The sequence below is a fragment of the Lysinibacillus sp. RU7 genome, assembly GCF_057837305.1.
Genome location: NZ_JBYQFK010000001.1, coordinates 138,046 through 153,563, shown reverse-complemented (window position 1 = coordinate 153,563; position 15,518 = coordinate 138,046). Strand labels below are relative to the sequence as shown.

General features: G+C 37.7%; 14 protein-coding genes and 1 riboswitch. Of the genes, 1 reads left to right on the top strand and 13 read right to left on the bottom strand.

All coding sequences use genetic code 11. The features are described 5' to 3' along the window. Positions 1–46: 46 nt before the first annotated feature. From AC3II9_RS00715 to AC3II9_RS00685, 7 genes are all read right to left on the bottom strand, one after another. Positions 47–541 carry a DinB family protein gene (locus AC3II9_RS00715; RefSeq protein WP_489152576.1) on the bottom strand — a complete coding sequence of 165 codons (495 nt, stop codon included), beginning with the start codon at positions 539–541 and terminating at the stop codon, positions 47–49. A gap of 375 nt (positions 542–916) precedes the next feature. Beyond that, a complete protein-coding gene (locus AC3II9_RS00710) occupies positions 917–2,326 on the bottom strand; it encodes a purine-cytosine permease family protein (RefSeq protein ID WP_489152575.1) in 1,410 nt (469 codons plus the stop codon). 91 nt (positions 2,327–2,417) lie between these two features. Next, positions 2,418–4,397 carry a hydantoinase B/oxoprolinase family protein gene (locus AC3II9_RS00705; RefSeq protein WP_489152574.1) on the bottom strand — a complete coding sequence of 660 codons (1,980 nt, stop codon included), beginning with the start codon at positions 4,395–4,397 and terminating at the stop codon, positions 2,418–2,420. Between the two features lie 24 nt (positions 4,398–4,421). Next, complete coding sequence (locus tag AC3II9_RS00700; RefSeq protein ID WP_489152573.1) at positions 4,422–6,446, bottom strand: hydantoinase/oxoprolinase family protein; 2,025 nt, start codon at positions 6,444–6,446, stop codon at positions 4,422–4,424. Positions 6,447–6,542: 96 nt separating this feature from the next. Next, on the bottom strand, positions 6,543–6,701 hold the full coding sequence (locus AC3II9_RS00695) for a hypothetical protein (protein WP_489152764.1): 159 nt from the start codon (positions 6,699–6,701) through the stop codon (positions 6,543–6,545). A 420-nt stretch (positions 6,702–7,121) separates the two neighbouring features. Beyond that, on the bottom strand, positions 7,122–7,238 hold the full coding sequence (locus tag AC3II9_RS00690) for a hypothetical protein (protein ID WP_489152572.1): 117 nt from the start codon (positions 7,236–7,238) through the stop codon (positions 7,122–7,124). A 431-nt stretch (positions 7,239–7,669) separates the two neighbouring features. Then, positions 7,670–8,782 (bottom strand): class II histone deacetylase, encoded by a 1,113-nt coding sequence (locus AC3II9_RS00685; RefSeq protein ID WP_489152571.1) that lies wholly within the window; start codon positions 8,780–8,782, stop codon positions 7,670–7,672. A 102-nt stretch (positions 8,783–8,884) separates the two neighbouring features. Here AC3II9_RS00685 and AC3II9_RS00680 point away from each other — a divergent pair, with 102 nt between their 5' ends. Beyond that, positions 8,885–9,595, top strand: coding sequence for a response regulator transcription factor (locus AC3II9_RS00680; protein ID WP_489152570.1), 711 nt, complete (start codon positions 8,885–8,887; stop codon positions 9,593–9,595). 368 nt (positions 9,596–9,963) lie between these two features. On the opposite strand, the gene glnA is transcribed toward AC3II9_RS00680, so the two are convergent. From glnA to AC3II9_RS00650, 6 genes are all read right to left on the bottom strand, one after another. Further along, entirely contained in the window at positions 9,964–11,322 is a 1,359-nt protein-coding gene (gene glnA, locus AC3II9_RS00675; RefSeq protein ID WP_489152569.1) for a type I glutamate--ammonia ligase, read from the bottom strand. A gap of 22 nt (positions 11,323–11,344) precedes the next feature. Further along, positions 11,345–11,740: a MerR family transcriptional regulator gene (locus AC3II9_RS00670; protein WP_489152568.1), complete on the bottom strand. Its 396-nt coding sequence runs from the start codon at positions 11,738–11,740 to the stop codon at positions 11,345–11,347. 217 nt (positions 11,741–11,957) lie between these two features. Further along, the gene (locus AC3II9_RS00665; RefSeq protein ID WP_489152567.1) at positions 11,958–12,575 is read right to left on the bottom strand and encodes a cyclase family protein; all 618 of its coding nucleotides are present in this window, start codon (positions 12,573–12,575) and stop codon (positions 11,958–11,960) included. 123 nt (positions 12,576–12,698) lie between these two features. Further along, positions 12,699–13,274 carry an ECF transporter S component gene (locus tag AC3II9_RS00660; protein WP_391366851.1) on the bottom strand — a complete coding sequence of 192 codons (576 nt, stop codon included), beginning with the start codon at positions 13,272–13,274 and terminating at the stop codon, positions 12,699–12,701. Positions 13,275–13,488: 214 nt separating this feature from the next. After that, a riboswitch (FMN riboswitch) is annotated at positions 13,489–13,662 on the bottom strand. 79 nt (positions 13,663–13,741) lie between these two features. Continuing rightward, positions 13,742–14,935: a hypothetical protein gene (locus AC3II9_RS00655; protein ID WP_489152566.1), complete on the bottom strand. Its 1,194-nt coding sequence runs from the start codon at positions 14,933–14,935 to the stop codon at positions 13,742–13,744. Beyond that, positions 14,932–15,483 carry an RNA polymerase sigma factor SigX gene (locus AC3II9_RS00650; protein ID WP_489152763.1) on the bottom strand — a complete coding sequence of 184 codons (552 nt, stop codon included), beginning with the start codon at positions 15,481–15,483 and terminating at the stop codon, positions 14,932–14,934. The genes AC3II9_RS00655 and AC3II9_RS00650 overlap by 4 nt, the downstream gene beginning before the upstream one ends. Positions 15,484–15,518 lie beyond the last annotated feature (35 nt).

Genomic DNA, 15,518 nt, shown 5'->3' with positions numbered 1-15,518 from the left:
TAGCTCGGTCCTTTTACTATTCTACACAGTTTCTCAAATTAGACTTTTAAACCTTTTTTACTAACGCTTGTTTCACTTCCTCTATTTGACCAAGGTGACGTTCTTCATGGTAGCCAATTAGCTCTACCCATTGCTTCAATGACAATGTACCAAAACGGTGATGGGCAAACGCTTTCTCAGTTAACTCTTTATCGGAAACCTCTCCAACAATCTGCATTAACGTGTCTCTTGATGTAGTTAATTTACGTTTCAGTTCCAACAATGTTTGATGCTCATTAGAAGGCAGCACATACTGAGGAGCATCTACTTTTTGTGTTCGATTTGCTACTACATGTACGGGAAATGCCTCTGGTACATTCACATCCTCACTTATCAACGTTTTAGCGATTTGCCTTCCTACATTTTTCTCCAGTAAATATAAGTGTTCTAGTATTTGCGCAATACTCCACGTACCTTCTTCCACCACTGCATTTAATTGTTCATCCGTTAAACTATTAACACTTTCCCAAATCTTTTCTCGAATTTTCACATTATGCTCCATTATCCATCCCCCTTTAACTCTTACTATCTCATATTCAAATGATGTCCTATGTAGAACTAAACAATAGAATAAACAAAGAACAGCTGGACGAAGTGGTGAGGATGGAGAAATTTAAAGAAGGAAAACAAATGGTGAAAAGCCCTATTTATAACTATATAGTCGATTCTCTTTCACACTAACTTCCCTTTCGTAATACCATGTGTAAACATACAGTACGATACTTTCGAGCCTTTCTTTTTATTATTTCCCATTAACTGGATTAAACTACTTTTCTTCGGCTCAATATTATCACATCGGTCAAACGTACAGTTCTACTAAAAAAAATAGTAGCACAAACCATGGCCTTGGTTCGTACTACTAATGTTAGTATGGTTACTATGCTAGTTTTTCATAATCAGGAATGTCGTTTGCTTCTTGTTTCACATAATATTTACCTTTTGTGATCATCGCAATGACAATCGTTAAAGCAAAAGCTAGTAGCGCTGCAAAAAAAGCTGCAACACTTTGCAAAAAGCTTCCCATATATCCAAATGCGGCTATAGAACCAATGACAGAAGAAACCACTAGAGACACAATGCCCACAGGATTCCAAGCATATAAATAATGCTGACGATATTCGAAATACAATGGCCCAATTTTCATTAAACGCTTCACCACTAATGCATCGCTAATTAGAATGGCACCCCATGACAGTAAAAATACACCTTGGAATGTTAGTAAATTACCAATATGATTAATGACATCAAATAACATAAGAAAAATCGCTACAACCGATGTTACGATAACCCAAAACACTCGAGCCGGCTTGAATTTAAATACATTTTCAAAAAAATTCGCTAACGACAGTGAACTACTATATAAGTTTGTAATATTAATACGAAGCTGTGTTAATATTGTAAAAATCACACCACCGATGCCTAATAAGTGGACAAAATATATTCCCGGATTTTGCTCGTTCAATTGAACACCAAACCAAATACCAATAACGCCCATGACAAAGAAGCAAATAAATTGAGGCATAAAGCCAACCATAAATACGCCCATTTTAAATTCAGATGGTTTAATGAAACGAGCATAATCTGAGATTAATAGCGCCATAATTCCTACTAAGCCATTCATAATCCCAATACAAGCAAGTAAAGATGTTCCGCCGACTTCTACGCCCTCAGGTAAGAATGTCCAGATATTCCCTGTAAATGTTGTTTCCTTTGCCAACATGAAAAAACCAACTACAATAAAGAAAATAAAAATGGGCATAGTCCACTTTTGAAGCTTGTCTAATTGCTTAATACCAAACCAATTCAATGGAATCACAGCAAGACCGAAAAACACCATAAGCATCCAAACTGGAATGAATTGTACATATTCATGCACAGCATAGGCCATAATTGCCCCTTCGATTCCACAATACATTATGAAATTTAATGCATAAATGAGCGAAGTAATCGATGCACCTAAATAGCCAAATCCACCGCCACGAGCTAATAAGTTTACATTTAATCCAGTTTTTGCAGCTAAATAACTTATACCAACACCTATCGTTCCTCCAATAACCGTTGCATAAATAGCAGCTAATAAAGCATTCATCGCTCCAAAGCTCACAGCCATTAAACTTCCCATTTGTATGAAAAGCATTGCTGTTGCTACACCAAGTGTAATATTGGTGATGCTAGCCCAATTCATGGACCGCCCATCTCGAGGTACTTTCTCTAAGGCGAAATCATCCCGTTTCTCATTTTCTAAAACATCCGTTATCTCTTCGTCTCTTGGTATTACTACTTCCATCTGTGTTCCACTCCTTTACATTGGTTACGAGTTACACTAAGAAGAAGTTCCATATAACACCAAAACAATTAGTAGCCCTTCAACTCCCTGACTACGACCAGTAGGCTAAAGAGCGTTTTTTCATCGCTTCTCGATATTGCTCAGTCGAGATTGGTAATGCCTTATTCGTTTTGTAATCCATGATCACACCGTAACGACGAACTACATCCATTTGATTAATTTCTCCTGCATTATACATCTGCTCTACCTCATGAGGGTCTATTTCTAACCATTGATGACGATGATTGCGAATATATTCACGTTCTATGGAGGTAGCCTTATAATCAATTTCAAATGCATCGATATCACGATCAATTTCATAAATCACTACTCCGTAATCAAGCTTCGCACGTTCAATCGAAACATACTCATCAATCACATCTTCTAATACAGCGTTTACATCGCGTTCTAACGGATCACCCAGTCCCCCACCTCCTGCAGATGGACGTGTAAAGGAATCCCCTTTTTTAACCTCTACGTTTGAGAAAATCGTCCCTAAAAACTCCTCATCCTCTTGATTCGGATTTAAGATAGCACCTTGGGCAATAGACGGTAATCCCCCCATGATGCCCCATGTAATAGAGCGAGAGCGATCACAGCAATAAGACATGACTGTATGGTTTATGTCTGTTAACATGCCTCCCTTTTCAACACCACAGCCACCACGATATTTCCCTGGACCTGCAGAATCTGTAATGATTTCATGCTTCGTCGTAATGACCGGTGATAAGCGTTCTTGACCTTCACACGGCTGAACACTTAATCCCACTCCGAACACGGGTGAAGTTGTATTCGCACCATCCCGATCAACACGCCCACCATGACCACCTGCCATCCAGTCGTACCACATGAAATACTCATTACTATCTTGCCGTTTATCGTAGCCACCAATGAGTAAATACTCTAAGTTAAACGAACATGCAATGGCACGTTTAGGCATAATGTTTGACCATAATTCAAAGCACGCATTCATAATCTTTTCAAATGAACCTGAACAATAGCCTGATACAGCTACTGGACTAGGTGCATTAACAACCGAGTTTTCAGGAAGGTATATTTTCACTACACGATAGAAGCCCGAGTTTAGTGGAATTTCTGGGAAAAATGTCTTTGTTCCTGCATATGTTCCTGAAAGCGCCGAACCAAATCCAGCATTTAAGAAACAACTAATATAAGGGTGAGAACCACTTAAATCATATAAAATCTCATCCTCTGTAATGGTCATTTTCACACGAATTGGAATTAAACCATCCCCTAGTTGTGGATCCATATCAATATAATCAACTGTTTCCCATTCTCCTTTAGGCAATGATGTAATTTTTGCTCTCGTTAAGCGTTCTACGTAATTTTGTACTTCTTCGAAAGCTAATAAAACCGTATCAATACCATACTTCTCAATCATCTCTTTTAGTTGCTTTTCGCCGACTTTTGCTGCTTCTACTTGTGAACGTAAATCTCCAATACGTTCTTCTGGAATACGCATATTCATCACGATAATGTTCACGATATCTTTTAAATATTGCCCTTTACTATAAATACGTACTGGTGGAATACGCACCCCTTCCCCGTAATGTTCTTTCGCTGTAATATCAAAAGATCCAGGGTTTGAACCACCGACATCGGCCCAGTGTCCATTTGTTTGCATAAGCGCAATTAGCTTCTTATCATGGAATACTGGTAGAATGACCCTTACATCACTAAAATGTGTCCCACCACGGTATGGATCATTTACTAAAAATACATCGCCAGGGTGAATATCATCTGCAAAATCCTCTAATACAGCCTTAGCAGTTAAATGTAATGTCCCTACATGAACTGAAATGTCTTGCGTCCCTTGCATGATAGTGTTTCCCTGAGCATCACATAATGCACAACTAAAATCTCGGTTATAAATAACAAACGAATAACATGTACGTAACATTTGCTCTGCCATTTGATCGACCAAATTTACAAAACCGTTTTTTAACACTTCAAATGTTACAGGATCTAGATTTTGTACTTTATTGTTTTCTACTAATTTCATTGTACTCATAAATCTCATCCCCCTTATCGTGTATTAGTTCACCGTAATAATGATATTTTTATAAACATCTACTTCCGCTGTAAACCCTGGTGGAATCACCGTCGTCGTATCTAATTGATCTACAATTGCTGGACCCGGTAGTTGTGTGTAAACCGGGAGCTTGTCACGATTATATACTTCCGTTTCAACATATTTACCCTCAAAATAAACGGGACGTGTTTCTTTATAAGCATCATCAATCGAGCCTTCTGGTGCATATTGTGGAAAATCAGGTTTAGGTACTGTACCAATTGCTGTCACACGTAAGCCATATATTTCAACGACTTGTTCCTGATCAGAGAAAGCAAATTCTCGCTCATGTTCTCTGTGGAAGGCTGCTAATACATCATCCAATGACGTCAATTGATCTGGTACGACAACAGCTAATGAACGCCATTGCCCTTTATAACGAAGATCCATATAGTTCATCAATGTAGATGTCTCATCTGAAATACCTTCATCTTCTAATAGTGCTTTCGCCTCTATTCGTAGGTCATTAAACTGACTTGTGAGCTCCTCAATAGAAACGTCATTCGCTTTTTTTACATAGGTTTTAGAGATATCATGTCGTACATCTACTAGTAAGCATCCCATAGCTGCTGCTACTCCTGGATGAGAGGGAATAATAATTTTGGGGATATTTAAATCTTTCGCTAAATATGCTCCATGTAATGGCCCTGCCCCGCCAAATGCTACTAGAGCGAAATCACGTGGGTCGTATCCGCGACGTACAGAAATTAATCGAACTGCATCACTCATATTGGCGTTGGCAACTTCGATAATCGCATTCGCCGCTTCTTCGACAGAATGACCAAATTCATCTGCAATTTTCTTCACAGCTTGTATTGCTGCCTCTTTATCCAGTTGCATCGTCCCGTCTAATAAATTGACACCTAATCGCCCTAACACTAAATTAGCATCCGAGTTTGTTGGCTCTGTTCCCCCTCGCCCATAACAAGCTGGGCCCGGTACTGCCCCTGCACTTTGTGGTCCATTACGTAAGGAGCCGCCTGCATCTTTCCAAGCTAAGCTACCACCACCAGCACCAATCGTTAAAATTTCTATACTCGGGAATCCAATAGGATAGCCATATTCAATAGACCAATCTTTCGTTATACGAATATCACCATCATACATGAGTGAAATATCGGTACTCGTACCCCCCATATCTAAACCTATCGCATTATTAAATCCACATAACTTAGCAATATGTTTACTAGCAATCGCTCCAGCAGCAATACCAGAACTCGCTAACCTAGCAGCATAACGAGGAACTGTACTAGAAGTCATAACTCCACCACCAGAATGTAAAACTAAAATTTCCTCTTCGTAGCCTTTTTTCCGCATTTCATCGCTCAATTTGTTTATATAATTACTCATAATTGGACCAAGAACTGCATTAATAATCGTTGTACTCATACGTTCATGCTCAAAAATTTCCGGAAGTACCTCGCTTGATATACAAACATATACATCTGGTAGTTCCTCTTTTAAAATTTCTTTTACTTTTACTTCATTTTCACCATTCACATACGCATTAAGGAAACAAACTGCAATGGATTCTGTATTACGATGCTTTAGTTTCTTAGCTAATGCGCGAATCTCATCTTCTTGAATCGCTTCAACAATATTTCCTTCATAATCTATCCGTTCCGTGACTTCAAATCGATCACGCCGTTGAATATAAGGTTTTGCTGTATCTTTATACGTATCCCATATGTCTTCCTTCGTACCACGACGAATTTCAGTTACATCACGGAAGCCTTTTGTTGTAATGAGCGCTGTTTTCGGCAGCTTCCGTTCAATTAACGCATTTGTTCCCACTGTTGTGCCATGAGAGAAAATTTTAATGTCCTTCCCATTCAATTCAGCCTTCTCAATCCCATTTAAAATTCCTTGTTCAGGGTTCGAAGGTGTAGAAGACGTTTTCGTCACAAACACTTCTCCTGTAGTTTCGTTAAAAACAAATACATCTGTAAAAGTTCCACCAACATCAATTGCTAAACGAGTGTGTGTCATAGAGATACCTTCTTTCATTTAATAGTTTTAAAAGACGCATTATTACCTGAATATTCAGATAAATTATTAGAAAACTATATTTATAGCTACTAACTTCTATAGTAATCTTAGAACATATAACTGATTGCGCTTACATTTGAATGCAGCAAAGCATGAGCTCAATACTAATGTAGACATTTGCTCCTTCGCGACTTCGGCAATTTCTTCACGACCATGCCCAATATTTACATCCCATAAAGAAGACATACTATCAATGTATATATTGCCTTCTATATTTTTTAAATAAATACCTTTCTTTTCTATAAAAAATAGCAGCTAATCTTTGTGATTGTTTTTCAATGAACGTAGTTGGATGTGGAAAATGGTTCTAATCTAATATTTCTTAACGCTTCTTTTAATTGAATTGTCATAAATATCAACCTCTCTTCACTTAAAATTTCATACACTTTCCTAGTAGCAATTCTCATGCCAACTTCTTTAGAAAATAAAAAAAAGCATTTTTCCTTTTGAAAATGCTCATTCTGTCTTCCTAAATGTTTTAAATAGATCATTATTAGATATTTTGTTGAAAATCATTGATATATTTTTTTAATTTCATTGCAATGTGACACGAGAAAACATTGCTTTTTTGCAACTTTTCGTGCGCAAATACAATTATGATGTATAATTGCATCATTAATCTTCGTATAATATGTTTCGTGTTAATTGGTATTTTTGTATTTTCCGTACTAATGTAGATTGATTGCATCCGAGTGATTTTGTAGCTTGTCTTATACTTAGATGTTTAGACAACGCTTACTTCATCATTTGCTTGTCATACGCCACTATTTGCACCTTTAACGTGCCACTAAACATCATAGTTAAGATTTGCTCAGACACACTTTGCTTATGTTCTACATTTTCTATATTACGAACAACTTTGAGAATGCTCGTATTACTCAAAGTTTTGTAATACAAAAATATTTAATAAAACCTCACTTTGAGTGTGATAGCGAACCATATCGTTATTGGGTAAACAAAAATACCAAACCACTCTCAAGCAATTACTCAATAACAGAACAAAATACGTAACTTGTGTTTAGTCGCATAAAAAAGCTCCTCTCTCTTAGTTTAAATCACTAGAGAAGGAGCTAGAAAATCCTGTGATTTTTTATATGAAGGGTGCCGAATGTGCGCTATAGACTTTTAGAAACTCTAGTTTCTATTAACCCATTATTTAATTTTTAAACTTGAAAATTCAATAATTGATGTACTTTTTTAATTTCTTCAATACGTTCTTTTTGACTCGTAGTTAACTCTTCATAAGGAACGCCACTAAATGCATGAATAAATGGATCTTCTACATCTGTTTTAATGCCACTTAATTGCTCCACAATTGCATGTGAACAGAATGGAACATAAGCAGTGCTATATCCACCTTCATGGACCGCAACTAACTTTCCATCACAATGAGCATCTGCAAGTTGTAACATAAAGTCAGTCATTTTCTTGTACCCGTCCGCAGTAATCATCATTCTGCCAAGCGGATCAAATATGCTAGCATCTTGACCAGCAGAGATAAGGATAAGTTGTGGTTTGAATTTTTCTGTTGCAGGTTTAACGATCTCTTCAAGTGCATGCATATAACCGGCATTACCCGTACCAGCAGGAAGAGGAATATTAATTGTATATCCCTTCCCTTCACCTTCACCGATATCATCAATTAAGCCACGCCCCGCCGGAAATAAACCTTCTTGGTGTAAAGAAACAAATAATACGTTTGAATCTTGATAGAAAGCCGACTCCGTACCATTTCCATGATGTACATCCCAATCTATAATCATAACACGTTCTAAACCAAGTTCTTTTATAGCATAATGTGCAGCAATCGCTACATTATTAAATAAACAGAAACCCATTCCTAAATTTGCTTCAGCATGGTGTCCTGGAGGTCTAGATAATGAATAAGCATTATCACAATCACCTTTAACAACTGCTTCAACCGCGGTAAGTGCGCCACCCGCGGAAAGGAGAGCAATTTCATAGGAGCCTTTCCCGACCAAAGCAAGTTCACCAGCATCACCAAAACCAAGGTCACTTAAATCCTTAACTTTTTTTACGTATTCACTTGTATGATAATACTGAATTTGTTCTGCTGTAGCTGATTTAGGCTTAAGCTTTATTAATTGCTCAAATAATCCACTACGCTCCATTAAATTTTTAAATCGACGTTTTGTTTCAGGGTTTTCAGCATGCCCATCTGCTTGAATATATCCTCCTGGTGGTAAAAATAATGCTCCATTACCTGTGTCGTGCCAGAAATAACTTTCATCACTAATAAAAGCAGTTTTTTTCATATCTATATCCCTTCCTTCCTTAAAAGTTATTTCTATGATAATATCGTTTTAAGTAGAATAAAATTACACTAAAGTATAATTTTTCGTCGCGAGGTGAGGTTCTTGAGTTCCTTTTTACCAATAAAAGATTATGAAAAAATTATTCATTTTGCTTCCCAGATTACCAAATCAATCCCTAAAACAAGAAGCATTGTCCTAAAAGAATTAGAGAATATATTTGACTACAAGCACACATTATTTTGGTTATCTGATAAAGAAGGGAATTTAAGCAATCCTCTAAACAATAACATTTCAGATAAAATGTTAGCGGAATATTTAGATGAGATTTACATGCAAGATTTTTTATATCCCTCTTTAAATAAAGAACTATTTGAAAAAAGAAGTGCTTTAAAATTAATGGATGTTGTGACGACGGAACAATATGAGGAATCGGAATACTTTAAAAGATTTATGCTGAAGTACGGATTTTACGATGAAATGGTTATAACATTAAAGCATGAGGGACAAATTATTGGAGCAATTGGAGTGGCTAGTAAAGAAAGTTATAATCAATTTACTTCGCATGATGTACTAAGATTTAATTACTTATCACAAATTATTTCTTCAGTACTTCTTCATTGTAACGAAGAAAAAAAGTATCCCCTAACCTCAAGAGAAATTGAAATCATCGAATTAGTAAAAAAGGGTTATACAAATTCTCAAATAGGCGAGGAATTGTATATTTCAATTAATACTGTCAAAAAGCATTTATATAATATTTTCCAAAAATCAGGTGTTATGAATCGAATGGAATTAGTGAATAAATTATTTTAAACGGCAGTAAAAACATTCTATACTTTTTAGAAGTATTCATTTGATTCATACAATAACCTCGTATGTATGGAACTAAAATTTCATACATATGAGCACCTAGCAGTTGCTAATTCACTTTTAAGATTTAAGCTGAAGGATTAATTCAAGCAGGTTGTATTATCGCTTCTGTCAGTAGAATAGAGTCAAATGTGTTAATGGCAAAATTCTAGCTCTCAATTTAGAAGCAAAAAACAGGCTTTGTGAAGTGGACCTATGACGATATTCCAGCCAAATTACGGGCTGTTCACTCTCTTAGAAAAGCACTTCGAGATTATAGGTCATTGATTCTAATAATAAAAACGCCGGAGCATGATCACTCCGGCACTTTTTTAGTACATTTTCATATATTGGTCGCGTTCCCATTGATGAACCGTTGTACGGAACATATCGAACTCTACTTCTTTTGCTTCTTTAAAGTTTTCATAAATATGCCCACCAAGTGCCGCTTTAATGATGTCATTTTTCTCCAGTTCTTTTAATGCTGCATCAAGTGAAGCGGGTAAATTATCAATGCCATACTGCTTACGCTCTTCTGCATTCATCACGTAAATATTGCGATCTACGGGTGCTGGTGGCTCTAATTCATTTTTTATGCCATCTAAGCCAGCCGCTAAAATGACGGCCATTGCTAAATATGGGTTTGCCGATGGGTCTACCGAACGTAGCTCAATACGTGTCGATAACCCACGAGATGCGGGAATACGTACGAGTGGCGAACGGTTTTTCGGGGACCACGCTACATAACAAGGCGCTTCATACCCTGGTACTAGACGTTTATAGGAGTTCACAACCGGGTTCGTTACCGCTGTAAAACCTTGTACGTGCTTTAGTACACCTGCTAAGAAATGACGCGCCGTCTTCGATAATTGTAACTCCGCCCCTTCATCCCAAAACGCATTTTTCTCCCCTTGGAACAATGATAAGTTAAAGTGCATCCCTGAACCATTGACCCCAAATAGCGGTTTTGGCATAAATGTTGCATGTAAACCATGTTTACGGGCTACTGTTTTTACGACCAGCTTGAACGTTTGAATATTATCACATGCCTCTATCGCATTGGCATATTTGAAGTCAATTTCGTGCTGACCAGGCGCTACTTCATGGTGAGAAGCCTCCACTTCAAAGCCCATTTCTTCCAGTTCTAATACGATATCACGACGGCAATTTTCCCCAAGGTCTGTTGGCGCTAAGTCGAAATATCCGCCATCATCATTTAAATTGAGTGTCGGGTTCCCTTTTTCATCTAACTTGAATAAGAAGAATTCTGGCTCTGGCCCTAAGTTAAAGCCTGTAAAACCTAACTCTTCCATTTGTTTTAACATACGCTTTAAGTTCGAACGCGGATCTCCTTCAAAAGGCGTGCCATCCGGACGAGCAATATCACAAATGAATCGAGCTACTTTCCCTTTTTCCGCTGTCCACGGGAAAATCATGAATGTATCTAAATCCGGACGAAGGTACATATCTGATTCTTCAATACGCACAAAACCTTCGATGGAAGAACCATCAAACATCATTTTATTGTCTAACGCTTTATCTAATTGACTGACTGGGATTTCAACATTTTTAATCGTGCCTAAAATATCCGTAAACTGTAGACGAATAAACTTTACATTTTTGTCCTTCACAATTTCTTTAATCTTCTCTTTTGTATACTTGCTCGTTGAATTCGCAACTGTATTAAACATACTCATTCACTCTCCTATTTTATTATTCGTTTTTAAGATGGAAGAAACGCGATAGGTCACCTTGACGTAGCGAAGATTTTTGCATCCGTTGTGCCTGCAACATTTCTTCTCGTAAAATAGCACGAAGCTCTGCATCAGAAATCAAATTCACGTCATTTTTCCTGACATCTTTTACATTTCGCAGGTCAAATACTTTTTTGACCCCCGCCATATTAATTCCCTGGTCAAGCAGTTCTCGAATTTCTAATAATGCATCGATATCATCCAACGAAAACATACGTCGATTCCCTTCAGACCTTGCCGGGGCTATTAACTCATGTTCTTCATAATAACGGATTTGCCTTGCGGTTAGTTCCGTTAATTGCATGACCATGCTTATAGGGAGTAACGGCATCGCCCTTCGAAACTCTCGACTCATCATCATCCCCTCCATTTTCTAACTTCACTTTACATTATGTTATGTATTTTATCAATATTATGTTATAAAACTTAACATACAGAGTTTCGATTAATTTTATCGCAAGTTCAGATGAAATTACAACTTGCGACAAAATAGCATAAATACTTTTTAAGACACCTTAATTTCCCACAAAAAATACAGCTCAAGTAATCCACTTAAGCTGTAGGCTTCTTCATTATTTCATTTTCCGTACAACAGCACGTATAGGCGATGCATCTCCCCCTTGAATCGCAAGGGGTAAACCGATAAACTCATACATACCCGCATCAACATCTTTTAAAAATAAATTTTCAATAATATAAATACCCACTTGTTTACACGTATGATGTGCAACTAAGCTCACATCATCTAATGCATCAACTGACGGCGCATCGGTCCCAACAACACGCACTCCTCGATTGGCAAGAAAGCGAATCACCTCTGGAGCAATCGTTGTAAAACCTTCATCAAAATGGTATAAATCCTGTACGACTTTCGTTTTAAAAAATAGACGCTCCACGTTATGTAACTCGAGACTTTCCACATGTTCTAACTGAATGCACTTCACTCCTACAACATCCACTATTTTCACAGCGCCTATAAACAACTCTAGCGACAACGCATCAATCGCCTTCCCAAAATCATCGTAATGGTACGGTGCATCTACATGTGTCCCCGCGTGTAAGCTCATCGTAATTTGCCCGACATTCGCCCCGTCCTCTGTTAACGTCGCATCCTGCTTATATGAAAACGCTGTATCCCCTGGCCAAATGGGCATATTTTTATGTAACGGCATCGTAATATCAATCCACATATTCATTACTCCTTCTATCATTCATCGTTCCATACCAACGATACAATAGAACTACATAGCACGGAAGGAATTTATCCCGAGTTAAAACGCAAAAACGCAGCCACGAACGTGACTGCGTCTATTTTATGATAAATATTGTAAGCGTTGTTTAGAGATCCACGTCTTCATCGTACGGAATAATACCGTAATAATGACGATTAATAACACACCTTTAACTAAATTAAACGGTAAAATCCCTTTCACAATCGTTTCATATGATTCTAAATGGAAGTTTAAGAAGTATGCATACATCGGTAAGAACGCTACATAATTGAGCAACGCCATCCCTAACGACATGGAAATGGTACCGGCGATTAAGCCTACCATTAAACCTTTTGATGTCGTGAATTTTTTATAAATATAGTAAACAGGTAAAATGAATAACACACCCGTCGCAAAGTTTGCCATATGTCCCACTGGCACGCCTGTTGGTGCACCTGAGAAAATCCAGTCTAAAATATTTTTCACTAACTCTACTAAAATACCGGCAACAGGCCCCATCGTAATGACCGCGATTAATGCCGGTACATCACTGAAGTCAATTTGTAAAAAGGCTGGGAACCATGGTAGAGGAAAGTTAAATAACATTAATACGAAAGAAATGCTACTTAACATGGCAATGGTTACGAACGAGCGTAACTTTTTGTTTTGTTTTGTCATAGAAATCTTCTCCTTTGCTGATTCCATCTCGCAAGAAGAAAGGTATTTCGGTCGTCTCCATGAAAAAACCCTTACGTAACATAAACGTAAGGGAGAATAAGGCACACTGAAACAGGTGTTATCATATCATTTTTTTGTATCACAAATAAAGCTAGTTCCCATAGCTTTTTCGGTATACAAAAATAGACGATATTTTTTCAAATAACGACCGTACCTTCACCTTCTCCCATCCAGACTATACTGTCGGCTTTGGAATTTCACCAAATCCTGCACACTAAAAAGTGGCTCGCGGGCTGAAGAAGCACTGTTGCAATATCCTCCAAAATGGTCAGAAATCGCGGCTTCTATTACCGCCGGTCGGGAATTACACCCTGCCCCGAAGATGAATCAAATATGAAATTGTCTTACACCTATCATTATAGGTTATATTCTAAATTTGTAAAGTACTTTCCTTCGTTTTTCTCCGACTATCTTTGTAGGAATTCTATTGATAACCGATTTGCACCTACTGGCATTGGTAACACTTGCGTAAAATTAAATTCTTGCCACTCTGTCTGCATAACATTCTCAAAACGCACTTGCTTATCGAAGCTAGATGCCGTTAATAACATAGCCTCTATCATATACATCGCCTGTTGCGGATCAAATGCTTCTAAATCTAACGGTTGTGTGAATGTAACCGTCACAATATCCTCTTCCGTTACGGTATAATCCACACCTGATAAAATAGCCGATTGATAAATATCATTATTTTCCGTTTTCATAAACTGCAATGCTTCTGTTACCGTATCGAATGTTTGACGGAAATTTGGTGATAAATAAATGCCACCTGATTGTTCATCAATAAAATAACTATAGCGCTTCTTCTCCGTTAATAGTAATGGCTTACTCGACTCTCCTACTTCACTAAACGTCATTGCTGAGCCTTCCTCACTTACGATTTCCACCGTGTCATAACTTTCCCCAAATGTATCGACAAGCATCCCGATATACATAGACATCGTACCAGAAGCGGTATCATAGCCATGGTTTTGTGGTAATGTATGCACAACTGTTAACCCTTGCTCTTCCACGATTCCTTTCACCGGATGATAATCATGAAAGCCCGCCGCTTGTTCGTCAATTAGCGCTGCATACTTCTGATACATCGCCACTTGTGACGGGGAATCCGTGCCGAAATCCTCTATTAGTTTGTCATTTGGAATAATGATTGTCACAGGTACACTCTCTGCATCATCACCCGCTAAACCGATATAAAAAGCTTTACTACTTTCTAACTGTTCGGGATAAACAGCTGTACGCATATCTTCAAGCACAAAGTTCCGTATCATCATCGGGCTTCCGCTCGTCATTTCTCCTTCAGCTTCTTTTGTTGCCATATCTGCATTTTCCATTGAAGTAGAGGCTATGTCTTGCGACTTATTACCAGATATATAGTACACACCACCAAATGCAAATAACAATAAAGCAGCTGTTAATCCATATATACCAAACAAGCTTCGTTTTTTCTTTATGACTTTTTGTACGGGTACTTCTTCTTCAAAAGCTCCTGCTTCTTTTAATTTTGCGAAGACGTCTTCTTTCGAACGATTATCTTGAATTTTTGGTGCTTGCGATAATAACTTTTCGATTTCTTGCTCGCCCCATTTTTCATCCTTCATATCGAATTCGCCTCCTTTTCTTGTTGAATCATTTTCTCGCGCAGTGCTTTAATGGCCCGATGTTGTGTTGTTTTTACTTTCCCTTCTGTCCACCCTAAAATACCGGCTGTTTCAGCGATGGAAAGCTCTTGAAAATACCGCATCACAATCACCATTTTTTGATCACCCGTGCATAGTTCTAACACCTCAAGTAAACGATTCATCTCATCATCTAATTCAACAAATTGCTCTGGCGATTTGACCGGAGAAATCAGCTGTTCTTGTTCCCAATCAAATGCATCAAATGTATGGCGATCCCGTACATTAGCATTCCTAAAATAATCAATCGCAACATTTTTAGCAATCGAAAATAGCCATGTCTTTTCAGAACTTTTGCCTTCAAAACGCTCATATGCTTTTAGTACACGCACATATACTTCATGCGATAAATCTTCTGCTACTGTCCTATTTTTGACTAAGTAGATTAAAAACTGAAAGACATCTTGGTGATAGTTATCATACAATCGATGGAAAATGGATTCCTTCATCCACTCCACCCCCGTTCTTATAGAATTAGTCGTATGTACATCATGAAAGTTTCAAA

Bases quoted from the DNA above. Each gene is read 5' to 3' on its own strand.
- AC3II9_RS00715 (WP_489152576.1), bottom strand. From the start codon at position 541: ATGGAGCATAATGTGAAAATTCGAGAAAAGATTTGGGAAAGTGTTAAT.
- AC3II9_RS00710 (WP_489152575.1), bottom strand. From the start codon at position 2,326: ATGGAAGTAGTAATACCAAGAGACGAAGAGATAACGGATGTTTTAGAA.
- AC3II9_RS00705 (WP_489152574.1), bottom strand. From the start codon at position 4,397: ATGAGTACAATGAAATTAGTAGAAAACAATAAAGTACAAAATCTAGAT.
- AC3II9_RS00700 (WP_489152573.1), bottom strand. From the start codon at position 6,446: ATGACACACACTCGTTTAGCAATTGATGTTGGTGGAACTTTTACAGAT.
- AC3II9_RS00685 (WP_489152571.1), bottom strand. From the start codon at position 8,782: ATGAAAAAAACTGCTTTTATTAGTGATGAAAGTTATTTCTGGCACGAC.
- glnA (WP_489152569.1), bottom strand. From the start codon at position 11,322: ATGTTTAATACAGTTGCGAATTCAACGAGCAAGTATACAAAAGAGAAG.
- AC3II9_RS00670 (WP_489152568.1), bottom strand. From the start codon at position 11,740: ATGAGTCGAGAGTTTCGAAGGGCGATGCCGTTACTCCCTATAAGCATG.
- AC3II9_RS00665 (WP_489152567.1), bottom strand. From the start codon at position 12,575: ATGTGGATTGATATTACGATGCCGTTACATAAAAATATGCCCATTTGG.
- AC3II9_RS00660 (WP_391366851.1), bottom strand. From the start codon at position 13,274: ATGACAAAACAAAACAAAAAGTTACGCTCGTTCGTAACCATTGCCATG.
- AC3II9_RS00655 (WP_489152566.1), bottom strand. From the start codon at position 14,935: ATGAAGGATGAAAAATGGGGCGAGCAAGAAATCGAAAAGTTATTATCG.